General features: G+C 73.3%; 16 protein-coding genes and 1 pseudogene. 6 read left to right on the top strand and 11 right to left on the bottom strand.

Going from position 1 to position 23,250, the window contains the following annotated elements:
• Window positions 1-113 precede the first annotated feature (113 nt).
• Window positions 114-2,372 carry a glycosyltransferase family 39 protein gene (locus ABZX30_RS10235; RefSeq protein WP_355931242.1) on the bottom strand — a complete coding sequence of 753 codons (2,259 nt, stop codon included), beginning with the start codon at window positions 2,370-2,372 and terminating at the stop codon, window positions 114-116.
• Window positions 2,373-2,728: 356 nt separating this feature from the next.
• Here ABZX30_RS10235 and ABZX30_RS10230 point away from each other — a divergent pair, with 356 nt between their 5' ends.
• Both ABZX30_RS10230 and ABZX30_RS10225 read left to right on the top strand, forming a co-directional pair.
• Window positions 2,729-6,466 carry an ABC transporter ATP-binding protein gene (locus ABZX30_RS10230; RefSeq protein ID WP_355931239.1) on the top strand — a complete coding sequence of 1,246 codons (3,738 nt, stop codon included), beginning with the start codon at window positions 2,729-2,731 and terminating at the stop codon, window positions 6,464-6,466.
• Window positions 6,467-6,655: 189 nt separating this feature from the next.
• Window positions 6,656-7,048 (top strand): hypothetical protein, encoded by a 393-nt coding sequence (locus tag ABZX30_RS10225; protein ID WP_355931236.1) that lies wholly within the window; start codon window positions 6,656-6,658, stop codon window positions 7,046-7,048.
• 37 nt (window positions 7,049-7,085) lie between these two features.
• Here the strand turns inward: ABZX30_RS10225 and ABZX30_RS10220 are convergent.
• Both ABZX30_RS10220 and ABZX30_RS10215 read right to left on the bottom strand, forming a co-directional pair.
• Window positions 7,086-7,705, bottom strand: a pseudogene (locus ABZX30_RS10220) (hypothetical protein).
• An 89-nt stretch (window positions 7,706-7,794) separates the two neighbouring features.
• On the bottom strand, window positions 7,795-9,678 hold the full coding sequence (locus ABZX30_RS10215; RefSeq protein WP_355931234.1) for a glycoside hydrolase family 3 protein: 1,884 nt from the start codon (window positions 9,676-9,678) through the stop codon (window positions 7,795-7,797).
• A 195-nt stretch (window positions 9,679-9,873) separates the two neighbouring features.
• On the opposite strand from ABZX30_RS10215, the gene ABZX30_RS10210 reads away from it, so the two are divergent.
• Complete coding sequence (locus ABZX30_RS10210) at window positions 9,874-10,023, top strand: hypothetical protein (RefSeq protein ID WP_355931232.1); 150 nt, start codon at window positions 9,874-9,876, stop codon at window positions 10,021-10,023.
• Between the two features lie 29 nt (window positions 10,024-10,052).
• Here ABZX30_RS10210 and ABZX30_RS10205 read toward each other — a convergent pair whose 3' ends face one another.
• The 3 genes from ABZX30_RS10205 to ABZX30_RS10195 form a co-directional block, all read right to left on the bottom strand.
• Window positions 10,053-10,853, bottom strand: coding sequence for a sugar phosphate isomerase/epimerase family protein (locus ABZX30_RS10205; RefSeq protein ID WP_355931229.1), 801 nt, complete (start codon window positions 10,851-10,853; stop codon window positions 10,053-10,055).
• Between the two features lie 73 nt (window positions 10,854-10,926).
• Entirely contained in the window at window positions 10,927-11,520 is a 594-nt protein-coding gene (locus ABZX30_RS10200) for a dihydrofolate reductase family protein (RefSeq protein WP_355931228.1), read from the bottom strand.
• Between the two features lie 419 nt (window positions 11,521-11,939).
• Window positions 11,940-12,986, bottom strand: coding sequence for a LacI family DNA-binding transcriptional regulator (locus ABZX30_RS10195; protein WP_355931225.1), 1,047 nt, complete (start codon window positions 12,984-12,986; stop codon window positions 11,940-11,942).
• A 254-nt stretch (window positions 12,987-13,240) separates the two neighbouring features.
• Between ABZX30_RS10195 and ABZX30_RS10190 the strand changes: the two genes are divergently transcribed.
• From ABZX30_RS10190 to ABZX30_RS10180, 3 genes are read left to right on the top strand one after another with little or no spacing between them, the layout of a single operon-like run.
• Window positions 13,241-14,392 carry a Gfo/Idh/MocA family oxidoreductase gene (locus tag ABZX30_RS10190; RefSeq protein WP_355931222.1) on the top strand — a complete coding sequence of 384 codons (1,152 nt, stop codon included), beginning with the start codon at window positions 13,241-13,243 and terminating at the stop codon, window positions 14,390-14,392.
• The gene (locus ABZX30_RS10185; protein ID WP_355931219.1) at window positions 14,389-15,540 is read left to right on the top strand and encodes a dihydrodipicolinate synthase family protein; all 1,152 of its coding nucleotides are present in this window, start codon (window positions 14,389-14,391) and stop codon (window positions 15,538-15,540) included. Before ABZX30_RS10190 ends, ABZX30_RS10185 begins: the two co-directional genes overlap by 4 nt.
• Before the next feature lie 38 nt (window positions 15,541-15,578).
• A complete protein-coding gene (locus ABZX30_RS10180) occupies window positions 15,579-16,379 on the top strand; it encodes a sugar phosphate isomerase/epimerase family protein (RefSeq protein ID WP_355931320.1) in 801 nt (266 codons plus the stop codon).
• Window positions 16,380-16,554: 175 nt separating this feature from the next.
• Here the strand turns inward: ABZX30_RS10180 and rbsD are convergent, their stop codons facing one another.
• From rbsD to ABZX30_RS10155, 5 genes are read right to left on the bottom strand one after another with little or no spacing between them, the layout of a single operon-like run.
• On the bottom strand, window positions 16,555-16,944 hold the full coding sequence (gene rbsD, locus ABZX30_RS10175) for a D-ribose pyranase (RefSeq protein WP_355931216.1): 390 nt from the start codon (window positions 16,942-16,944) through the stop codon (window positions 16,555-16,557).
• Complete coding sequence (locus tag ABZX30_RS10170; RefSeq protein ID WP_355931213.1) at window positions 16,941-17,930, bottom strand: ribokinase; 990 nt, start codon at window positions 17,928-17,930, stop codon at window positions 16,941-16,943. Before ABZX30_RS10170 ends, rbsD begins: the two co-directional genes overlap by 4 nt.
• 46 nt (window positions 17,931-17,976) lie before the next feature.
• Window positions 17,977-19,926, bottom strand: coding sequence for a substrate-binding domain-containing protein (locus ABZX30_RS10165; protein ID WP_355931211.1), 1,950 nt, complete (start codon window positions 19,924-19,926; stop codon window positions 17,977-17,979).
• On the bottom strand, window positions 19,916-21,538 hold the full coding sequence (locus tag ABZX30_RS10160; RefSeq protein WP_355931209.1) for a sugar ABC transporter ATP-binding protein: 1,623 nt from the start codon (window positions 21,536-21,538) through the stop codon (window positions 19,916-19,918). The genes ABZX30_RS10165 and ABZX30_RS10160 overlap by 11 nt, the downstream gene beginning before the upstream one ends.
• Window positions 21,535-22,572 (bottom strand): LacI family DNA-binding transcriptional regulator, encoded by a 1,038-nt coding sequence (locus ABZX30_RS10155; protein WP_355931206.1) that lies wholly within the window; start codon window positions 22,570-22,572, stop codon window positions 21,535-21,537. The genes ABZX30_RS10160 and ABZX30_RS10155 overlap by 4 nt, the downstream gene beginning before the upstream one ends.
• Window positions 22,573-23,250 lie beyond the last annotated feature (678 nt).

The raw sequence follows: 23,250 nt of genomic DNA, 5'->3' as shown, positions 1-23,250 counted from the left end.
GTGACGGGAAACGGCAAATTGGGCTTTGTCCAGACGAGTTGACGAGCCGCCATGGCCGAAGCGGCCCCCGACCGATGGTCGGGGGCCGCTTCGGCCGTACGGGCGCGTCCGCGTCAGCCGACGTCCGACGGGTCCAGACGGTAGACCGTCGACGTCGAGCCGCTGCTCTGCGACGACGCGTCAGCGCCGGAAGAGGCCGCGTCCGAGGACGGGTCCGCCGAGCCGGAAGCCGACGAGCTCTTGCCGTACGCGCTCTCCTTCACCGCCGTCCCGTGCTTCTGCACCCACGAGGTCACCGCGGAGCTGAGGTTGTTGCCGCCGCCGGGGCCGCCGCCCATGCCGCCGCCGCCCATGCCGCCGCCGACCTGGACGTAGTGCAGTTCGCCCTTCTTCACCAGTTCCTCGAGCCGGGCGACGGTCATCGCGTTGTCGGTGCCGGTGAAGCCCCACATGGAGATGACGGGCTGCCCGGAGCTGAGCTCGATCTGCGCCGCGCCCTGTGAGGTGGACACGGCCAGGAGCCACTTGGCGCCGTCCTGGTGCTTCTTCAGGTAGGCGATGAGCTCGCTGCTCGCGCCACCCATGCCGCCGCCACCGCCGGGGCCGCCCATGCCGCCGCGCCGGCCGGCCGTACCGCCCGGCTCACCGGTGCCACCGGGGGGCGTACCGCCGCCGGAGCCGGTGGGCGGGCCGCCCGCCTCCGCGTCGCCGCCGCCCTGCTGACCGCCGGGGAAGCCCCCGCCCTGCGGGAGTTCGCCGTTGCCGCCGCCGGGTGCCGTCCGGCCGCCCTGCTGCGGCATCTCCCCGCCGCCCGGGAACCCGCCCCGGCCGCCGCCTGCGCCGGGCCCGCCGCCGAAGCCGCTGCCCGTGGACGGGCCGGCCGTCGGGTTCACACCGCCCATGCCGCCACCGCCCGACTCCGCGGGCACCGACCAGGCGTACGCCGCCGGGCCCGCGACCGCCGCGACGACCGCCGCCGCCACCGAGGCCGCCAGCAGCCGCACCCGGCCGCCCGAGCGGAAGACCAGCAGGCCCGTGATCGCCGCCGCCATGACCACGCCGACCACCGGCCACAGCCAGGTGTTCCAGCCGGCGGCCCGGCGCAGCAGCACGATCGCCCAGACGCCGGTGACACCCAGGGCTGCGGGCAGCACCCACACCCACCGCCGGTCGGCCCGGAAGGCGCGCAGCAGCATCAGGCCGCCGCCCCCGCACAGCGCGGCGATGCCGGGCGCGAGCGCGGTCGTGTAGTACGGGTGCATGGTGCCCTCGGCCATGGCGAACGTCAGGTAGTGCAGGGCCGTCCAGCCGCCCCACAGCACCAGCGCGGCACGCGTGGGGTCGGTCCGCGGCGCCTTCCCGCACAGCACCAGGCCGCCGACGCAGGCGATCGCGGCGAAGGGGATCAGCCAGGAGATCTGGCCGCCGAGGATGTCGTTGAACAGGCGGCCGAGCCCGGCGGAACCGGAGAAGCCGCCGCCTCCGCCCCCGCCGCCCCCGCCGTTGCCCTCGCCGCCGAGGACCCGGCCGAGGCCGTTGTAGCCCATGATCAGGTCCCAGGCGGTGCCGTCCGTGGAGCCGCCGATGTACGGGCGGTCGGACGCGGGGACGAGGGACACCGCGGCCGCCCACCAGAAGCTGGAGACGGCGAGGACCACGGCCGCGAGCGCCAGGTTGGCGATCCGCTTCAGCAACGGCAGCCGGGTCGCGTACAGGGAGACCGCGAAGACGGCGGGCAGCGCGATGTAGCCCTGGAGCATCTTGGTGTTGAACGCCAGGCCGAAGCAGGCCGCGGAGCCCAGCAGCGGCAGCACCGTCCCGCTGCTCACCGCGCGCAGCGCCAGCGCGGCCCCGCCGACCATCAGCAGCACCAGCAGCGTGTCCGGATTGTTGTCCCGGTTGATGGCCACCGTGATCGGGGTCAGGGCGAGCACCAGCGCGGCGACCGCCGCCGCCGCGTGCCCCCACACCCGCTTCACGGAGGAGTGCAGGATCCAGATGGTGGCCAGCGCGGCCACGATCATCGGCGCCATCATCTGCCAGGTGCCGAACCCGAAGATCCGGCAGGACAGGCCCATGACCATCAGGGCGAGGGGCGGCTTGTCGACGGTGAGGAAGTTGCCCGCGTCCAGGGAGCCGAAGAACCAGGCCTTCCAGCTCTGCGTGCCGCTCAGGACGGCCGCGCTGTAGAAGCTGTTGAGGCTGTTCCCGGAGAGGTTCCAGGAGTAGAGCACCGCCGCCAGGACCAGGATCGCGATCAGCGCGGGGAGCGACCAGCGGGGCGCGGCGTCCGGGGCCGCCGCGGACGGGGCGGGCGGCGGCGGGTCGGTGGTCACGGCCGGGTGGGGGAGTGGATCGGTGGCAGATGTCACGGGTGCAGCCTGCCGGACCGGGGTGGGTGGGGGCTGTGCCGCACCTGGCACCTGGCTGTGAAGAGGCGAAGGGCCCGGACTGCCGGCGCCGGCGTCTCGCGGAGCCGAGCGCCTGTCCCACGAACAGCCGCTGGTGGCGCCCTGTCCGGGGCGGGCGACGGCGCGTGCGCACGAGGGTCTGGCGATCACGGGCGCGGCCTTCGACCGGGAGGTGGGACACCTGGGCGCCTCACTGGCTCAGGCCGGTGTCGACGAGGAGACGAATTGTTGCGGAGGGATGAAATCCGCTTCTGCATGCGTTGGAGCCTTCCGGCAGACCAGGATGGAAGACCAGGGCGAAAACGGAGGGCACCCGCGTGACACCGCAACGGGGATGGGCACGTCGACTGGCCGGATACGCGTGGCGGTATCCGAAGAACGTCGTCCTCGCGCTGGGCTCCTCGCTCGCCGGCATGGCCGTCATGGCGCTCGTCCCGCTGGTCACCAAGGTGATCATCGACGACGTGATCGGCGACCACAGCCGGCGCATGGCCCCCTGGGCGGGCGTCCTGGTGGCGGCCGCGGTCCTCGTCTACGCCCTGACCTACGTCCGCCGCTACTACGGCGGCCGGCTCGCCCTCGACGTCCAGCACGACCTGCGGACCGAGATGTACGGGACGATCACCCGCCTCGACGGCCGCCGCCAGGACGAGCTGTCCACCGGGCAGGTGGTCGGCCGGGCCACCAGCGACCTCCAGCTGGTCCAGGGCCTGCTCTTCATGCTGCCGATGACCATCGGCAACCTCCTGCTCTTCCTGATCTCCCTGGTGATCATGGCCTGGCTGTCGCTGCCGCTGACCCTGGTCGCCCTCGCGGTCGCCCCCGCGCTCGGCTGGATCGCCCGGCGCAGCCGCTCCCGGCTGCACCCCGCCACCTGGTACGCCCAGGCCCAGGCGGCGGCCGTCGCGGGCGTGGTCGACGGCTCGGTCAGCGGCGTGCGCGTGGTCAAGGGCTTCGGGCAGGAGGAGCAGGAGACCGGAAAGATCCGCGAGGTCAGCCGCCGCCTCTTCGCCGGACGGCTGCGCACCATCCGGCTGAACAGCAGGTACACCCCGGCCCTCCAGGCCGTCCCCGCGCTCGGCCAGGTCGCCATGCTGGCGCTGGGCGGCTGGCTGGCCGTGCGCGGCCACATCACGCTCGGCACCTTCGTCGCCTTCTCCACCTACCTCGCGCAGCTCGTCGGTCCGGTCCGGATGCTCGCCATGGTCCTCACCGTCGGCCAGCAGGCCCGCGCCGGCACCGAGCGGGTGCTGGAGCTGATCGACACCGAGCCGTCGTTCGAGGAAGGCACCAAGACCCTCCCCGCCGACGCCCCAGCGACCGTCGAGTTCGACGACGTGTCCTTCGGCTACGACCACGCCTCCGGCGGGACCAGCCCGGTGCTCCAGGGCCTGAGCTTCGAGATCCGCCCCGGCGAGACCCTCGCCGTCGTCGGCTCCTCAGGCTCCGGCAAGTCCACGGTCTCCCTCCTGCTGCCGCGGTTCTACGACGTCACCCACGGCGCCGTCCTGATCGGCGGCCACGACGTGCGCGAGCTGACCCTCGACTCGCTGCGGGCCGCCATCGGCCTGGTCCCCGAGGACTCCTTCCTGTTCTCCGACAGCGTCCGCGACAACATCGCCTACGGCCGCCCCGACGCCACCCAGGACGAGATCGAGGCCGCCGCCCGCGCCGCCCAGGCCCACCGGTTCATCACCGCACTGCCCGACGGCTACGACACCAGGGTCGGCGAGCACGGCCTCACCCTCTCCGGCGGCCAGCGCCAGCGCGTCGCGCTCGCCCGCGCCATCCTCACCGACCCCCGGCTGCTCGTCCTCGACGACGCCACCTCCGCCGTGGACGCCCGCGTCGAACACGAGATCCACGAGGCACTGAGGCAGGTGATGCGCGGCCGGACCACCCTGCTCATCGCGCACCGCCGCTCCACGCTCAACCTCGCCGACCGCATCGCCGTCCTCGACGCCGGCCGGCTCGCCGACATCGGCACCCACGAGGAACTGCAGGAACGGTCCGCCCTCTACCGCCGCCTGCTCACCGACCCCGACGAACTGGGCGGCGTCTCCCCGGGCCACGCCCAGCCCGCCGCGCCCGAGGAGGACACCTCCGTCCGCGCGGAGCTGGACGCCGAGTTCGACGCCGAGCGCGGTGTCACCCCCCGCCTGTGGACCGGCGACCGCGAGCCCAAGGACACCGCCCTCGCCGGAACCCCGGCCACCCCGCGACTCCTCGCCCAGGTCGAGGCGCTGCCCCCGGCCACCGACACCCCCGACATCGACGAGGCGCGGGCGGTCCGCCCGGAGGACTCCTACGGCCTCCGGCGCCTGCTGCACGGCTTCGGTCTGCCCCTCCTCGTCAGCCTGCTGCTGGTCGCCGCGGACGCCGGCATGGGCCTGCTGCTGCCGATCCTGATCCGGCACGGCATCGACCAGGGCGTCACCCGGGCCGCCCTGGGCGCGGTCTGGTCGGCCTCGCTGCTCGCCCTGCTCGCCGTGACTCTGCAGTGGGCCGCGCAGATCGCCGAGACCCGGATGACCGGCCGCACCGGCGAACGCGTCCTGTACGCGCTGCGCCTGAAGATCTTCGCCCAGCTCCAGCGCCTCGGCCTCGACTACTACGAGCGGGAGCTGACCGGCCGGATCATGACCCGGATGACGACGGACGTCGACGCCCTGTCCACCTTCCTCCAGACCGGCCTGGTCACGGCGTTCGTCTCGGTCGTCACCTTCTTCGGCATCATGGTCGCCCTGCTGGTCCTCGACGTACAGCTGGCGCTGGTCGTCTTCGCGACCCTGCCCCCGCTGATCGTCGCCACGTACTTCTTCCGCCGGGCGAGCGTGAAGGCCTACGAACTCGCCCGTGAGCGGGTGTCGGTGGTCAACGCCGACCTCCAGGAGTCGGTGTCCGGACTGCGGATCGTGCAGGCCTTCCGGCGCGAGCGGGACGGCGGCCGGCGGTTCGCCGAACGCAGTGACAGCTACCGTCGCGCCCGCACCCGCGGCCAGTGGCTGATATCCGTCTACTTCCCCTTCGTCCAGCTGCTGTCCTCGGTCGCCGCGGCCTGCGTACTGATCGCGGGCGCGCACCGGATCGAGGCGGCCACGCTGACGACCGGCGCGCTCGTCGCCTACCTGCTCTACATCGACCTGTTCTTCGCCCCCGTCCAGCAGCTCTCCCAGGTCTTCGACGGTTACCAGCAGGCGACCGTCTCGCTGGGCCGCATCCAGGAGCTGCTCCGCGAGCCCACGTCCACCGAGTCGGCCGAGGAGCCGCTGCGGGTGCGCTCGCTCCGCGGCGACATCGCCTTCGAGAACGTGCACTTCGCCTACGGCGCCGCCGAGGGCGAGGCGGCGCTGACCGGCATCGACCTCACCATCCCGGCCGGCCAGACGGTCGCCTTCGTCGGCGAGACCGGGGCGGGCAAGTCGACGCTGGTGAAGCTGGTGGCGCGGTTCTACGACCCCACCGGGGGCCGGGTGACGGTCGACGGCACCGACCTGCGCGCCCTCGACCTCACCTCCTACCGCCACCGCCTCGGGGTGGTCCCCCAGGAGGCGTACCTCTTCCAGGGCACCGTCCGCGACGCCATCGCCTACGGCCGCCCGGCCGCCACCGACGCCGAGGTGGAGGCCGCGGCCCGGGCGGTCGGCGCGCACGACATGATCGCCACCCTCGACGGCGGCTACCTGCACGAGGTCGCCGAACGCGGCCGCAACCTCTCGGCCGGCCAGCGCCAGCTCATCGCTCTCGCCCGCGCCGAGCTGGTCGACCCCGACGTCCTGCTCCTCGACGAGGCCACGGCGGCCCTCGACCTCGCCACCGAGGCCCAGGTCAACCAGGCGACGGACCGCCTGGCGGGCCGCCGCACCACCCTCGTCGTGGCCCACCGCCTGACCACCGCCGCCCGTGCCGACCGGGTCGTGGTGATGGACCACGGCCGCGTCGCCGAGGACGGCTCCCACGAGGAACTGCTGGCCCGCGGCGGCCGGTACGCCGAACTGTGGCGGACCTTCGTCGGCCGCGCGGAACCGGAGGAGCCGGTGGGAGCACTCCGCTGACGGACCGGTGGGAGCGCTTCGCTGACGGACCGTTGGGAGTGTTCCGCTCAAGGGCCTGTGGAACTTGTTCTGCTGACGGGCCGTGGGGCGCGTGCCGCCGACGGTCGTGCAACCATCCGGCATACGTCGCGCGTCCGTACATCAGTACGTTCATGGCTGGTGCATGGCCGATGTACGGGAGGGACCACAGTGGACAGCGGTGCGATACGTCGGCGTCTGGCGCTCGGCGCGGCCGTACTGGCCGCCTCGGGGGTGCTCGCGCTCGCGGCGCCGGGCAGCGCCCGGGCGGCGACCGCGACGTCCTGCGCCGGGCGCGAGGTGAGGACCCTGCCCTTCTCCACCGGCACCGTGCATGTCTACAGGCGCAACGGCTACGTCTGCGCGCTCACCGTCCCCAAGAAGGCCGGCGGCAAGCGCACGATGTCGGTCGGCGTGCAGGCCCGCGGCAACCGCCCCGTCGTCGACAAGGGGCGGTACGCCCACCTCGCGGGCCCGGTGACGGTGCACGCCGGCCACCGCCGCGTGTGGGTCAAGGGCTCGGTGAGCCGCGGCTCGGTGAGTTCGGGCTGGATCCTGTGCTGACCCGCTCCGGCTGACCCCGGTCCGGTCACTCCGCCGGTCACACCCGCCGGGCGCACCCCACCGGGTCCCGTCCGCCGAGCTGCACGTACAGGGCGGTCGACGCGGGGCACCGGCCGCGGGACGGCACCGCCTCGGTGACCTTGTACGGGGGTTTCCGCCGGCCCGAGCCGTCGCAGGCCGTCTCGCGGACCCGGCTGCCGCCGGAGCCGTAGCCGCAGTCCCCGGGGATGGTGCGGGGCCCGCCCCCGCCGCCCGGATCGCCGGGGTGCGGGGGCTGGAGGTCGCGCATGCAGGCATAGCCCTGGGGGATCCCGCCCTGGCCGTCCGCGGCCGGGCTCTGGGCGCTGATGCGCAGCACGAAGTCGGTGGTCGGCGGGCACCGCGGGTCGTCGCCCGCGGTGCCGTCGTGCCGGGCGACGACCCGGGCCGCCGCCCGTTCGCCGGCGCACGGCACCTCGGTGAAGCGGGAGGCCCCGAAGGAACCGCACTCGCCGACCCCGAGGAACCGGGCGCCGTAGCCGGTGGCCGGGGTGGGCGTGGCCGCCCGGCCGACGTGCCCTTCGCGGCGGGTCCGGGCACCTCCTGGCAGCCCGTCAGCAGGGCTGCGGGCAGGGCGAACAGCCCGCACACCAGCCCCGCCAGACGTCTCACGTACATCGCCATCCCCCCGGACACCTCCCGTCCAGCGTGACCCGTGGCGGCGGGCCACGCCAGACGTATCGGAGGCTTTCCGCCCTGTGCGGGCGTTACGCGCCGTGCGTGACGTACGTCTGGTACGTCAGCCCGTGACCGATGGGATACAGCACCTGCGTCGGGTCGTCCGCCCGCTGCACCGGCACCGGCAGCTTCCCGCGCGGCCGGACCCGTCCGGCGATCACCCGGGCGGCGGCGCGCAGTTCGACGTCGGTCCAGCAGTAGGTCGCCAGGTACGCCTTCACGGAGGGGAGGAAGGCGACGTCGTACGGGTTGCGCACGGCGACCGCCACCACCGGCCGGCCCGTCCCGACGAGCCGGTCCACCAGCGTCTTCTGGCCGCCGGCCGCCGTGACGTTGTACGTCGCCACGACCACCGCGTCCACGTCCCGCGCGGCGGTGACCGCCTCGGTGACGGTCGCCTCGGAGGGGGCCGTGCCCGTGGGCAGGGCGGTGGCCGTGAAGCCCAGCTCGGTCAGGGCGGCGGCCAGGACGCCGGTGGGCGGGCCCGTGGTGCCGGACGGGGAGGCAGGGTCGGCGCCGGCCACCAGCAGCCGGGGGTGGGTGCGGGGGGACAGCGGGAGCAGCCCGCCCGCGTCGACCAGGAGCGTGGTGGTGCGTTCGGCGATGCGGGCGGCCTCCGCCAGGTGCCCCGGGGTGCCGACCGTGCGGTCCACGCCGGCCGCGCCGACGTACGGGCGGTCCAGCAGGCCCAGCTTCGCCTTCAGCCGCAGGATCCGCAGGATCGATTCGTCCAGCCGTGCCTCCGTCAGCTCGCCCGCCCGGACCGCCTCGAGCACGGCGTGCCACGCCACGTCCAGGGACGGCGGGTTGAGCAACTGGTCGACGCCCGCCTTCAGCGCGAGCACCGGCACCCGGTCGTCCCCGTACTTCGTGCGGACGCCCTCCATGCCGAGGGAGTCGGTGACCACGACCCCGTCGTAGCCGAGTTCGCCGCGCAGGATGCCGGTGAGGACGGGGTGGGACAGGGTGGCCGGGTCGCCGGAGTCGTCGAGGGCCGGGAACTGGATGTGCGCGGTCATCACCGAGTCGATGCCCGCCTCGATCGCCGCCCGGAACGGCACCGCGTCCAGCTTCTCCCACAGCTCACGGCTGTGCGTGATGACCGGGAAGCCGGAGTGGCTGTCGACGGCGGTGTCCCCGTGCCCCGGGAAGTGCTTCGCGGTCGCCGCCACCCCGGCCGCCTGGTACCCCTCCACCTCGGCCGCCACCAGCCCGGCCACGGCCTCGGGATCGGCGCCGAAGGAACGTACGCCGATGACCGGGTTGGCCGGGTCGACGTTCACGTCGGCGTCGGGTGAGTAGTCCTGCCGGATGCCCATCGCGCGCAGCTCCGCCCCGGAGATCCGGCCGAGCGTGCGGGCGTCGCCGCGGGAGCCGCCGGCGCCGATCGCCATCGCACCCGGGAACAGTGTCGCGGGCTTGCCGACGCGGCAGACGGCGCCGTGCTCCTGATCGGTGGCGATGAGGACCGGCAGGCCGCGGGGCAGGCCGAGCGAGGCCCGCTGGATGCCGTCGGACAACTCCGCGATCTGGTGCGGGTCGCGGGTGTTGTGCGCCCAGGTGAAGTAGATGATGCCGCCGACCCGGTACCTGGCGATCAGCTCGGCGGCCGTCCGCACGCCGATCTCCTCGAGGTTGGCGTCGATGTCGGCCTGGTCCGGGTCGGTGGCCGAGTGGCCGTACACCCGCATCACGAAGAGCTGGCCGACCTTCTCCTCGAGCGTCATGCGGGAGACGAGCGCGCGGAGCCTCTTGTCGTCGGGCTTCATGGGGCCGGGCTTCCTGTCCTCGGGTGCGGCGTGTGCGGTGCCGCCGACGGCCGCGGCGGCGGTGAGGCCGGCCGTCGCGGCGAGGACGGTACGTCTGGAGGGGCGTGCGGTGCTTCCCGTGCTTCCTGTGCCGGTCTGGTGCACGTGCACTCCTTACGGAAAGGACTGGCTGGAGGGTCCGCTGGACGTCGCTGAAGGAAACTTCCGAGGAGTCACCCATATCCGGGAAGTTTCTGCCAGTCAAGGGAAGCCGCAGCGCAAGGCCCCGGAAGGGGACCGCCATCGGCGCGGTCGGAGGAGGGCGCACGCCGATGCCGGGCCGGGCTCATGGAGGTGGAGATGCCGGTCGAGACCCGCGCCGTAGCCGTCACCGACCTGCTACGACCAGGCGCGCAGGCGGAGGTGCTGGGCCCGCCCGCACTGCGGCAGGCGCTCATGGAGACGGTGGCAGCACTGGCCCACCGCTACGGCCCGGCGGCGCGTGGGTGAGCCGCGTCCGGCGGCGTGCGCCGCCTCCCTCACGCCGAGTCGTTCAGCAGGCGTACGAGGTGCTCGCGGCCCGCGTCCAGCAGTCCGGGGAGCGGGGCGGCGGACTCGTACCAGCGCTTCTCGTACTCCCAGCACAGCCAGCCGTCCCAGCCGTGCCGGGAGAGCACCTCCACGCACTCGGCGAGCGGCAGGATGCCGGCGCCGAGCGCCAGCGGGGTGGTGTCCTCGGCCGAGGCGATGTCCTTGACCTGGACGTATCCGAGGTGCGGGGAGAGCGCCGCGTACGTGTCGGCGGGCTGTTCGCCGCCCAGCCAGGTGTGCATCACGTCCCACAGCGCGCCGACCTGGCGGTGGCCGACCGGGCCGAGGACGCGGATCGCGTCGGCGCCGGTGCGGTGCGAGTCGTGGGTCTCCAGCAGGACCCGGACGCCGAGGGCGGCGGCGTCCTCGGCGGCGGTGCCCAGCCGCCGGGCGGCCGTGGCGTCCGCGTCGGCCAGGGGCTGGTCGGGGTCGGCGCCCGGGAAGACCCGTACGAAGGGCGCCCCGAGGTCGTGGGCGAGTTCGAGGAGTTGCCGGATCTCGCCGAGCACGGGTTCGTCCGGCCCGGCCGCGGCGACGCGCGCGTACCCGGCCAGGCCCAGGATCTCGACCCCGGACGACTTGAACGCGGCGGCCACGTCGGCCCGTTCGGCGGGACCGAGGCCCGGGTGCACCGGCTCCTCCGGGTGGGCACGCAGTTCGACGCCGTGGTAGCCGTGTGCGGACGCGAGGGCCAGTACCTCCGGTACGGGCAGGCCCGGGACGCCGAGGGTGGAGAACGCCAGCTTCATGGCGGGGACACTACCCGGCATCGCCCGTCGCTCACCCGATCCGCGCAGATCGGCGATCCCCTCCCCTCCCCGGCTACCCGGCGGCGGCCCGGTAGACGTTCACCAGCGCTCCGGTCTTGGCGGTGGTCGTGGAGACCAGTTCCAGCGTCCGCTTCCCGCCGTCCGCCGGGAAGACCGACTTGCCGCCGCCGAGGAGCACCGGCATGACGACGAGTTGGAGTTCGTCGACCAGCCCTTCCTGGAGCAGGGCGCGGACCAGTGTGGGGCTGCCCATGATCGCCAGGTCGCCGCCCTCGGCGGCCCGCAGCTCACGGACCCGGCCGAGGGCCTCGGCGACGGGGATCCGGACGGTGTTCTCCCAGGTCAGCTCGGAGTCCCCGAGGGTGTCGGAGACGACGTACTTGCGCATCGCGTTCAGCCGGTCCGCGAACGGGTCCCCGGCCCGCTCCGGCCAGGCCGCCGCCATCGTCTGCCAGGTGCGCCGCCCGTACAGCAGCGCCTCCGCCCGCTCCAGCCCCGCGGCGAAGGCCCCGCCGACCACCTCCGGGTCGAAGAACGGGTGCGACCAGCCCCCGTGCGTGAACCCGCCGTCGGTGTCCTCCTCGGGCCCGCCGGGCGCCTGCACGACGCCGTCCAGACTGATGAACTCGGTCGCTGTGACGCGCATGAGAACCACTCCTCCTGGTCTGTTCCCTCACCCTGCCGGGCGGTTACGGCAGGGAAGACCCCGGCGGCGGCGAAAACTCATCGCCGCGCCGGCCACCGGCATCACAGGCTCGCACGACCCCTCCGGCCGCGCCCGCCCGCACCCCCCGCGCGAGCCCCCGGCACCGTCCGTCCGCACTCGTCGAGCACGCACTCCGGCAGTTCCGGCCCACCACCTCGGTGTCCCATGGTGAACAGTCGCCCACCACCACTTGGACGCCGTGCCACACGCCCTCGCAGCCCTCACAGTCCCCGCAGCTCTCGCAGTCCCCACGGTCCCTGCGGTCCTCGCAGTCTCCGCAGCCCCCGCAGGGGACGTCCGTACCCGCGCCGCCCGCCGTCCTCCGGGCGCGCCGGCACCCGGAACACGCCCCCGCCGCGTCAGTCCCGCGGTACCGCCGTGGACCCCCGGACCATCAGCTCGCCGCGCACCGTCGCGATCCCCCCGGGCGGCGGCTCCTCGCGCCCCATGGCGATGCGTCCGGCCCGCGCCCCCGCCTCCGCCAGCGGCAGCCGCACCGTCGTGAGGGCGGGTACCGCGTCGATGCTGAACGGCAGGTCGTCGAAGCCGGCCACCGACACCTCGGCGGGGATCCGCAGCCCGGAGTCGCGCAGGGCCGCGCAGGCGCCGAGGGCGACGGAGTCGTTGGCGGCGACGACGGCGGTGAGGGAGGGATCGCGGCGCAGCAGTTCGAGCGTCGCCTCGTAGCCGGAGCGCCGGTCGTAGCGGCCGTGCACGGTCCAGCGCGGGTCGTCCTCGATGCCGGCCGCGGCCAGTGCCTCGCGGTGGCCCTCGAGCCGGTGCCGGGTGGTGGTGCGTGTCTCGGGACCGGCGATGTAGCCGAGCCGCCGGTGGCCGAGGCCGATGAGGTGCTCGGTCAGCTGCCGGGCGCCCCCGTGGTTGTCGAAGGTGAGCGCGATGGTCTCGGTGCCGGCCGCCGGCGGGCGTCCGCACAGCACGACCCGCGTCCCGGCCTCCGTGAGCTTGCGCAGCTTCGCCGCCATCGCCGCCGCGTGCGGCGCCTCCTCCACCGCGCCGCCGGTGAGCACCACGGCCGCGGCGCGCTGCCGCTGCAGCAGGGTCAGGTAGGTCAGTTCGCGCTCGGGCGAGCCGCCGGTGTTGCAGACGACGGCCAGCCGTTCCCCGCCGGCCCGCCCGCCGGGGCCGCCGATCTCCCCCTGGACGGCGCCGGCCATGATGCCGAAGAAGGGGTCCGCTATGTCGTTGACGAGGATGCCGACGAGGTCGGAGGTGGCCGCGGCCAGGGCGCTGGCGGGGCCGTTGAGGACGTAGTCCAGCTCGTCCACGGCCCGCAGTACGCGCTCCCGCGTGGAGGCGGCGACGGGGTAGTTCCCGTTCAGCACGCGCGACACCGTCGCGGGCGAGACCTGGGCGCGGGCCGCCACGTCCGCCAGGGTCACCGTCATCTCGTCGTCCTCCGGTCGCGCATGTCGTCGTACGTCCTCGTAGACAGGCCGTCCCCCGGCCACGGTTCCGTCACGTGCCGAGCAGACCATAAGGCCAACGGGCTCGTTTGTTCGCATCCCCGAACAAGTCGGACGGGATCAGGCCTTGTCCGGACCCCGGATCAGAGGCTAGCTTCTCATGGGATAGAAAGCGCTTGCTGTACTCGCTTGCTGTACTGCATACCGGGCGCCCGGCGCCCATGAAGGGAACTGACGTGACACGCAAGACGGTGCGTATCGCCATGAACGGCGTCACCGGGCGCATGGGCTACCGCCAGCATCTGGTCCGGTCGATCCTCGCCCTGCGCGAACAGGGCGGCCTCGACCTCGGCGACGGCACCGTGCTGTGGCCGGAGCCGGTCCTGGTCGGCCGCCGGGAACACGTTCTGCGGGAGATCGCCGAGCGGCACGGCCTGGAACACGTCGCCACGGACGTGGACGCCGTCCTCGCCGACCCGGACGTGGACCTCTACTTCGACTCCCAGGTCACCTCCGCCCGCGAGGAGTCGATCAAGAAGGCGATCGCCGCGGGCAAGCACGTCTACACCGAGAAGCCCACCGCCACCGGCCTCGACGGCGCCCTCGAACTCGCCCGCCTCGCGAACGCCGCCGGCATCAAGCACGGCGTCGTGCAGGACAAGATCTTCCTGCCGGGCCTGCTGAAGCTGAAGCGGCTCATCGACGGCGGCTTCTTCGGCCGGATCCTCTCCATCCGCGGTGAGTTCGGCTACTGGGTGTTCGAGGGCGACTGGCAGCCCGCCCAGCGCCCCTCCTGGAACTACCGCGCCGAGGACGGCGGCGGCATCGTCGTGGACATGTTCCCGCACTGGGAGTACGTGCTCCACGAGCTGTTCGGCCGCGTGAAGTCCGTCCAGGCCCTCGCCGCCACCCACGTCCCGCAGCGCTGGGACGAGAACGGCAAGCCCTACGACGCCACCGCCGACGACGCCGCCTACGGCATCTTCGAGCTCGAGGGCGGCGCCATCGCCCAGATCAACTCCTCCTGGACGGTCCGCGTCAACCGCGACGAGCTGGTGGAGTTCCAGGTGGACGGCACGGAGGGCTCCGCCGTCGCGGGCCTGCGCAACTGCCGCGTCCAGCACCGCAGCGCCACCCCCAAGCCCGTCTGGAACCCGGACATCCCCGCCACCGAGGTCTTCCGCGATCAGTGGCAGGAGGTCCCGGACAACGCCGAGTTCGACAACGGCTTCAAGGCCCAGTGGGAGCTGTTCCTCAAGCACGTCTACGCCGACGCCCCCTACCACTGGGACCTCCTCGCCGGCGCCCGCGGCGTCCAGCTCGCCGAACTGGGCCTGAAGTCGTCGGCCGAGGGCCGCCGCATCGAGGTACCGGAGATCGCGCTGTGACCATCCAGCTGCCCGACGGCCACGGCGGCCTGCGCACGTACGAGCCGCGCACCGAGCCGCTCGCCCTCACCACCGGCACCCCCTTCACCTCCCGTACGGTCTTCTCGGCGGCGCACGTCGTCGCCGACCCCTACGCCGACGTGTCCCCCGACTCGCCCGCCGCCGTCGACTGGGACGCCACCCTCGCCTTCCGCCGCCACCTGTGGTCGCACGGGCTCGGCGTCGCCGAGGCGATGGACACCGCCCAGCGCGGGATGGGCCTCGACTGGGCGGGCGCGGCCGAGCTGATCCGGCGGTCGGCCGCGGAGGCGCGCAGCGTCGGCGGCCGCATCGCCTGCGGGGTCGGCACCGACCAGATCACCGGCGGCTCCCTCGCCGAGATCCGCGTGGCCTACGAGGAGCAGCTGGCCCTCGTCGAGGAGTCCGGCGCCCAGGCGATCCTGATGGCCTCCCGCGCCCTCGCCGCCGCCGCCCAGGGCCCCGAGGACTACCTGGAGGTCTACGGCCACCTCCTGCGCCAGTCCGCCGAACCGGTCGTCCTGCACTGGCTCGGCCCGATGTTCGACCCGGCGCTGGAGGGCTACTGGGGCTCGTCCGACCTGGACGCGGCCACCGACACCTTCCTGGAGGTCATCGCCGCCCACCCGGACAAGGTCGACGGCATCAAGGTCTCCCTCCTGGACGCCCAGCGCGAGATCGACCTGCGCCGCCGCCTCCCGCAGGGCGTGCGCTGCTACACCGGCGACGACTTCAACTACCCCGAGCTGATCGCGGGCGACGCGCAGGGCTTCAGCCACGCCCTGCTCGGCATCTTCGACCCGCTGGGCCCGCTGGCGGCCGAGGCGGTACGGGTGCTGGACACCGGGGACACCGACGGCTTCCGGGCCCTCCTCGACCCCACGGTGGAGCTGTCCCGCCACCTCTTCCAGGCGCCCACCCGCTTCTACAAGACCGGTGTCGTCTTCCTGGCCTGGCTCGCCGGCCACCAGAAGCACTTCACGATGGTCGGCGGCCTCCAGTCGGCCCGCTCCCTCCCGCACTTCGCCCGCGCCTACGAACTCGCCGACGGACTGGGCCTGTTCCCGGACCCGAAGCTGGCCGAGGAGCGGATGAAGAACCTGCTGTCGCTGTACGGGGTGAACCAGTGAGCACGACCACCGGCCTCGAGCGCTTCTCCGTCAACCAGATGACCGTGAAGCAGCTGTCGCTGCCCGAACTCGCCGACGCCTGCCGCGACCTGGGCGTGACCAACGTCGGCCTGTGGCGCGAGCCGGTCCAGGCGTACGGCCTTCAGGCGACGGCGAAACTGGTCCGCGACGCGGGCCTCACCGTCACCACCCTGTGCCGGGGCGGCTTCCTCACCGCGACCGACCCCACCGAGCGGGCGGCGGCCCTGGCCGACAACCGCCGCGCCGTCGACGAGGCCGCGGCCCTCGGCACCGAGGTACTGGTCCTGGTCTCCGGGGGCCTGCCCGCCGGCGCGAAGGACCTGCACGGCGCCCGCGAGCGCATCGCGGACGCCCTCGCCGAGCTGGGGCCGTACGCCGAGGACCACGGGGTGAAGCTGGCCATCGAGCCCCTCCACCCCATGTACGCCGCCGACCGCTGCGTGGTCTCCACCCTCGCCCAGGCCCTCGACCTGGCGGAACGCTTCCCCGCCCACCAGGTCGGCGTGACCGTCGACACGTACCACATCTGGTGGGACGACACCGCCCCCGCCCAGATCGCCCGGGCGGGCGCCGGCGGCCGCATCCACACCTTCCAGCTCGCCGACTGGACCACCCCCCTGCCCGAGGGCGTGCTCAACGGGCGCGGCCAGATCGGCGACGGCGCGATCGACATGCGGGAGTGGAAGGGCTACGTGGAGGCGGCCGGCTACGCCGGACCCATCGAGGTCGAGCTGTTCAACGACGGGCTGTGGGCCCGGGACGGCCGGGAGGTACTGGCCGAGACCGCGGCGCGGTTCGTGGAACACGTGATCGCCTGAAAAAAAACCGGAATCCCGTGCAACCCTTCCGCCACCCAGCGGGTCGTACATGACGTCAGGGCTTCTGGTGGGGGATCCGGGGGGATCGCGGGGGTTCTGACACGGAGGGGAAACGCCGAGGGGCCCGGTCCACGCGACCGGGCCCCTCGAAGCTTCTCACCGTCTTGTCGGGGTCTCAGAAGAACACCCCGCACCGCAGCAGCACGTTCGCGTACGGCCGGGCCTCACCCGTGCGGACGACCAGACGCGCCCCCGCCGACAGTTCCTTCAGCCGCTCGTGCGGGACGAGGGCCAGGCCGGGGAAGTGCCCCTCCAGCAGGGACGCGGCCGCCGGATTGGCCTCCCGGACCTCCGTGGCGGCCGTGGCGCCCTCCACCACCAGCTCGGCCAGCAGGCCGTCCAGCACCTCGGCGAAGGACGGCACACCGGCGCGGAAGGCCAGGTCCACGACCCGGGGGCCGTCGGGTATCGGCATGCCCGCGTCGCACACGAGCACCCCGTGCCCGTGGCCCAGCTCGGCGAGCGCCCCGGCGAGGTGACGATTGAGGATGCCCGCCCTCTTCACCGTGACCCACCTCGCACGGCCGCTCCGGAGGAGCTGTCCGGCCCGCGGCCGGGGGTCCGGGGGTCGCCCCCCGGGTCGGCACAGCACAGGGCGTCGACCTCCTCCGCCGTCGGGAACGAGTCCTGCGCGCCCCGCTTCGTCACCGCGGCCGCCCCTACCCGGGCCGCGTACCCCGCCGCCTCGGCCGGCGAGGCCCCCGAGCCCAGCCGCCAGGCCAGCGCCGCCGTGAACGCGTCGCCGGCGCCGGTGGTGTCCACGGCGTCCACCCGCACCGACGGGACCGGCGTGACGCCGTCCGCCGAAGCGACCAGCGCGCCCTCAGCGCCCAGCGTGATCACCACCGAGCGCGGGCCCTCGGCGAGCAGGGCCCGTGCCCAGTCCTCCGGACGGTCCCCCGCGGAGGTGTCGCCGAGGATCACCTTCGCCTCGTGCTCGTTGACGATCAGCGGGTCGCAGGCCGCCAGCACCTCGGGCGGGAGCGGGCGCGGCGGGGAGGGGTTGAGGACGAAGCGGCTGCCCGCGGGCAGGTTCCGTACGACCTCCACGACCGTCTCCAGCGGGATCTCCAGCTGCGCCGAGACCACCCGGGACGCCGCCAGGAGAGGGCCGGCCGCCCGTACGTCCGCCGGCGTCAGACGGCCGTTGGCGCCCGGCGAGACCACGATGCTGTTGTCCCCGGACGGGTCCACCGTGATCAGCGCGACCCCGGTCGGCGCGCCGCCCACCAGCACGCCCTGCGGGTCGACCCCGGCCGCCCGCTGCGAGTCGAGCAGCAGCCGGCCGTGCGCGTCGTCGCCGACCCGGGCCAGCAGGGCCGTGCGGGCCCCGAGCCGGGCGGCCGCGACCGCCTGGTTGGCGCCCTTGCCGCCCGGGTGGACGGCCAGGTCGCCGCCGAGCACCGTCTCACCGGCGCCGGGGCGCCGCTCGACGTCGATCACCAGGTCGGCGTTGGCCGATCCCACGACCAGGAGGTCGTAGTCATACATGGAATGAGCTCCCTGAGAGATGACTTGGGGCGGGCGGTCGCCGGTCTCAGCCGCTGAACCCGGCCACGTTCTCCTTCGTGACCACCTTCACCGGCACCTTCACCGTCTCCTCGACCTTCTTGCCCTGGACCGCCTTGAGCGCGTTGTCCACCGCGATCTTCCCCAGCTGGCTGGGCTGCTGCGCGACGGACGCGTACAGCGTGCCGTTCTTCACCGCGGTCAGGCCGTCCGGCGTGCCGTCGAAGCCGACGACCTGGACCGACCTGCCGGCCTTGGAACCCAGCGCCTTCACGGCACCGAGGGCCATCTCGTCGTTGGCGGCGATGACGCCCTGCACGTCCGGGTGGGCCTGGAGCAGGTTGGACATCACGTCGAGCCCCTTGGTGCGGTCGAAGTCGGCGGGCTGCTGGGCCACCACCTGGATGCCCGGGTACGCCTTCAGTCCCTTGGCGAACCCTTCCGCCCGCTCCCGGGCGGCGGAGGTGCCCGCCTGGCCCTGAAGGATCACGATCTTGCCCTTGCCGCCGAGCTTCTCGCCGATCGTCCTGGCGGCGAGCTCACCGCCGGCGACGTTGTCGGAGGCCACCAGGGCGTCGACCGAGGCCTTGTTGACGCCCCGGTCGACCGCGATGACCGGGATACCCGCCTTGTCGGCGGCCTGCACGGAGTTGCTCGCGGCGTCCGAGTCCACCGGGTTGACGATGACCGCGCCAAGGCTCGAACTGGTGAAGTTCTGCACCTGGTTGGCCTGCTGGGAGGCGTCGTTCTGGGCGTCCGTGACGGTCAGGTCCACGCCCAGCTTCTTCGCCTCGGCCTGCGCGCCCGCCCGGATCTGCACGAAGAAGGGGTTGTTGAGGGTGGACAGGGACAGACCCATCTTCGGGGTGGCCGTCGCCGAGGAGCCGTTGTGCAGGAAGGAGGTCGCGCCGACCAGCGCCACGGTGACCACCGCCGCGAGCGCGTACGTCCCCGCCTGCTTGCCCTTGCCGCCGCCCGTGCCGGCGGCCACCGGGGTCGCCCCGGCCTTGCGCCGCAGCGTGTCGAGGAGCACCGCGAGCGCGATGACGACACCGATGACGACCTGCTGCCAGAAGGCGGAGACGTTCAGCAGGTTCAGGCCGTTGCGCAGCACCGCCAGGATCAGCGCGCCGATCAGGGTCCCGGACGCCTTGCCGGTGCCGCCGGCCAGGGACGCCCCGCCGATCACGACCGCGGCGATCGCGTCCAGTTCGTAACCGTCAGCCGCCTGCGGCTGCGCCGAGGAGAGCCGGGCGGCGAGCACGATGCCGGCGACCGCCGCGAACAGGCCGGACAGGGCGTAGATCGCGAGCTTCTGCTTCTTGACGCGCAGGCCGGAGAGCCGGGCGGCCTCCTCGTTGCCGCCGATCGCGTACATGGAACGGCCGATGTACGTCCGGCCCAGCACGAAGGCCGCGATCAGACCCATGACCACCATGACCAGCACCGGCACGGGCAGCCGGCCGCCGAGCGTGTCACCGAGGTGGGAGACCGAGTCCGGGAAGGGGATCGGGGACCCGTCGGAGATCACCAGCGACAGACCGCGGGCCACCGACAGCATGGCGAGCGTCGCGATGAACGGCGGCAGCTTCCCGTACGCGATCAGGAAGCCGTTGACCAGACCGGCGGCGATGCCGGTGACGAGGGCCAGCACGACGGCCAGGAAGACCGGTATGCCGTGGGACACGGCCGTCCACGCCAGCACGGTGGCCGACAGCGCCGCGACCGACCCGACCGACAGGTCGATCCCCGCCGAGACGATCACGAAGGTCACGCCGAAGGCGAGGACGGCGGTCACGGCCGCCTGCACGCCCACGTTCAGCAGGTTGTCCGTGGTCAGGAAGTCCCCGGAGAGCGCCGACAGGGCGATGACGAGGACGATCAGCGCGGTGAGGGCGCCGTTGTCGAGCAGCAGGCGGCGCAGGCCGCTCGTGGCGCCACCGGCGCCCGCCCGGCTCTTGAGCGTGTCAGTGGCCACGGCTGGCCTCCGTTCCCGTGGTGGAGTTGCTGGTGGTGGTGTCGCCGGCGGTGTCAGCGGTGTCAGCGGTGTCAGCGGTGTCGGCGGTGTCGGCGGTGTCAGCGGTGTCGGCAGCGTCGGCGGTGGGGGTGCTGACGGCGAGTGCCATCACGGTGTCCTGGGTGGCCTCCGCGGCCGCGAGTTCGCCCGCGATCCGGCCCTGGGCCATCACCAGCACCCGGTCGCTCATGCCGAGGACCTCGGGCAAGTCGCTGGAGATCATCAGGACGGCGGCACCGGCGGCCGTCAGCTCGTTGACGAGCTGGTAGATCTCGACCTTGGCGCCGACGTCGATGCCGCGCGTCGGCTCGTCGAGGATCAGCACCCTGGTGTCGGCGAGCAGCCACTTGCCGATGACGACCTTCTGCTGGTTGCCGCCCGACAGGGTGCGCACGTGCTGCTCCAGCCCCGCCATGCGCACCCCCAGCTGCCCCGCGATCCGCTCGGCCGCCGCGCGCTGCGCCCTGCGGTCGACCAGCCCGGCCCGGGTGGCGGCCCGCATGGTGACCAGGCCGAGGTTCTCCGCCACGGAGGCGTCGAGCACCAGCCCCTGGCCCTTGCGGTCCTCGGGCACGAGACCGATCCCGGCGGCCATGGCGGCGCCCACGTCGTGGCGGCGCAGTCCGGTCCCCGCGACCTTCACCGAGCCCCGGTCATACGGGTCCGCGCCGAACACGGCCCGTACGACCTCGGTACGGCCCGCGCCGACCAGGCCCGCGATGCCGACGACCTCTCCGGCGTGCACCTCGAAGCTCACGTCGTGGAAGACACCGTCCCGGGTCAGCCCCTCGACGGTGAGCAGCGCGGCACCGGCGTCGGCGCGTTCCCGCGGGTACTGCTGCTCGATGGACCGCCCCACCATGAGCCGTACGAGCTCGTCCTCGGGCGTGCCGGCCGGGACCTGCCCGACGGACCTGCCGTCACGGATGACCGTGACCCGGTCGCCGAGCGCGGCGATCTCCTCCAGGTGGTGGGTGATGAAGACGACGCCGACCCCGTCCTCGCGCAGCCTGCGCACGATGGCGAAGAGCTTCTCGACCTCCTCGGAGGTGAGCACGGCGGTCGGCTCGTCCATGATGAGCACGCGCGCGTCCAGGCTGAGGGCCTTGGCGATCTCGACCATCTGGAGCCGGGCGATGCCGAGTTCACGTACCCGCGCGCGCGGCGACACGTTCACGCCCACGCGCGCGAGCAGGACCTCGGCGTCGGCCTCCATCTTCTTCCGGTCGATCACCCCGAAGCGGCGCGGCTGCCGCCCCAGGAAGATGTTCTCCGCGACCGTCAGATCCGGTACGAGGTTGAACTCCTGGTAGATGGTGGCGATCCCGAGGCGCTCGGAGTCCTGCGCACCGTGGATGCGCACCTCCTCGCCGCCGACCAGGATCCGCCCGGCGTCGGGCGTGTAGGCACCGGAGAGCATCTTGATGAGGGTGCTCTTGCCCGCGCCGTTCTCACCGAGCAGCACGTGCACCTCGCCCCGGCGCAGGTCGAAGTCGACGCCGTCCAGCGCGACCACGCCCGGGAAGGTCTTCCGTATGCCCTCGATGCGCAGCAACTCGTCCGGGTTGCTCACGTCGTGCTCCTTTGCACTGGGGAGGGGGACTCGAGTGGGGAGGGGGACTCGCCGCACGAGCGGCGTACGACGAGACGGGCCGGGAGGGTGACGGACGTGGGGGGACGTCCCTCGATGCGGTCGACCAGGGCCCGTACGGCGGCCCGGCCCAGCTCGCCCGTCGGCTGGGCGATCGCCGTGACCGGAGGATCGGTGTGCACGAACCACGGGATGTCGTCGAACGCGGCCAGCGCGATGTCGTCCGGCACGCGCAGCCCGCGCGCGCGGATCGCGTCCAGCGCGCCGAGGGCCATCAGGTTGTCCGCGGCGAACACGACCTCGGGCGGCTCGGGCAGGTCGAGGAATCCCTCGGTGACCCGCCGCCCGCTCTCGGCCTGGAAGTCGCCCTGGCCTGTGCAGGCGTCCGGGAGGGGAAGCCCGTACTCGGCCAGGGCGGCCCTGAAGGCCTCGACGCGCTCGCTGCCGGTGGTGGTGGCGGCGGGGCCCGCGATGATCGCCAGCCGCCGATGCCCCAGCCCGTACAGATGAGCGACGAGGTCCCGGACGGCCGCCTGCCCGTCGGCCCGTACGACGGGCACGTCCACGCCCGGGATCCACCGGTCCACGAAGACCATCGGCGTCCCCGCGCGCGCGGCGTCCAGCATCAGCGGGGAGCCGCCGTCGGTGGGGGAGACGAGCAGGCCGTCTATCCGCCGGTCGAGGAGCGTCCGTACGTGGTGGTCCTGCAGATCCGGCCGCTCGTCGGCGTTGCCGATGATGACGCTGTAGCCGAGCGCGCGGGCCTCCTCCTCGACGGAGCGGGCCAGCTCGGTGAAGTAGGGGTTCATCACGTCGCTGATGACCAGACCGAGGGTGCGGGTCTGGTCGGTACGCAGGGAACGGGCGACGGCGTTCGGGCGGTAGCCCAGCGTCTCGACGGCGGCCAGCACGCGCGTGCGTGCGTCGGCGCTGACCGAGGGGTGGTCGTTCAGCACCCGCGACACCGTGGCGACGGAAACCCCCGCCTCGGCGGCGACGTCCTTGATGCTCGCCATCGCCGGTCCCACCTCCTTGTGGAATCGTTTACATCCGTGTGTACGGAGGATTGGAATCGATTACACGGTCGGGAAGCAAGAGCCGGGCGATGGCCGAAATCAGATCGTGACCGGGGTGATTGCGGGGCGAGGGTGGGGGCGGAGTGGGGCTGAGGGGGGGCGGACGAGGTGAACGCCGGTGTGAAGTGACCGTAGGGACCGCTCGCTTCTTGCCAGTGTCGTGCTTCCGCGCCCCGAGTAAAGGGCGCTGCGTTCCGCTGCGCTGCACTCCGCGTCGCCTGCGGCGATCGGCCTGGCGGCCGACCCTTGACTCGGGTCGCTCCAGCACGGGGAAGAAGCGAGCGAGCGGCCCGGAAAGGCGGTGGCCCGGGTGGGCGGCCCTGCGGTCGGCTGGGCCGCGGGGCGGGGTCGGGGGGGCGTGTGCCCTTGGGCGGGTCGGAGTGAGCCGCCGGGTCGGGGGGCGTGTGCCCTTGGGTGGGTCGGAGTGAGCCGCCGGGTTGGGGGGCGTGTGCCCTTGGGTGGGTCGGAGTGAGCCGCCGGGTTGGGGGGTGCGGTCGCGCCTCGCCTGCACGCCGGGTGGACGGGCGGCGAGCGGTGAGTGGGGGGGCGAGCGGTGAGTGGGTGAGTGGGGGGCTAGCGGTGAGTGGGGGGCTGGGCGGGCGATCACCTGTGTGGGCC

Source organism: Streptomyces sp. NPDC004542, assembly GCF_040610035.1.
Lineage (GTDB): Bacteria > Actinomycetota > Actinomycetes > Streptomycetales > Streptomycetaceae > Streptomyces.
Note: the sequence above shows the minus strand (reverse complement) of the source record. Positions and strands in the feature narration are given on the sequence as shown.

Bases quoted from the DNA above. Each gene is read 5' to 3' on its own strand.
- ABZX30_RS10205 (WP_355931229.1), bottom strand. From the start codon at position 10,853: ATGAAGCTGGCGTTCTCCACCCTCGGCGTCCCGGGCCTGCCCGTACCG.
- ABZX30_RS10195 (WP_355931225.1), bottom strand. From the start codon at position 12,986: ATGACGGTGACCCTGGCGGACGTGGCGGCCCGCGCCCAGGTCTCGCCC.
- ABZX30_RS10210 (WP_355931232.1), top strand. From the start codon at position 9,874: ATGCCGGTCGAGACCCGCGCCGTAGCCGTCACCGACCTGCTACGACCA.
- ABZX30_RS10170 (WP_355931213.1), bottom strand. From the start codon at position 17,930: ATGTATGACTACGACCTCCTGGTCGTGGGATCGGCCAACGCCGACCTG.
- ABZX30_RS10155 (WP_355931206.1), bottom strand. From the start codon at position 22,572: ATGGCGAGCATCAAGGACGTCGCCGCCGAGGCGGGGGTTTCCGTCGCC.
- ABZX30_RS10180 (WP_355931320.1), top strand. From the start codon at position 15,579: ATGACCGTGAAGCAGCTGTCGCTGCCCGAACTCGCCGACGCCTGCCGC.
- ABZX30_RS10200 (WP_355931228.1), bottom strand. From the start codon at position 11,520: ATGCGCGTCACAGCGACCGAGTTCATCAGTCTGGACGGCGTCGTGCAG.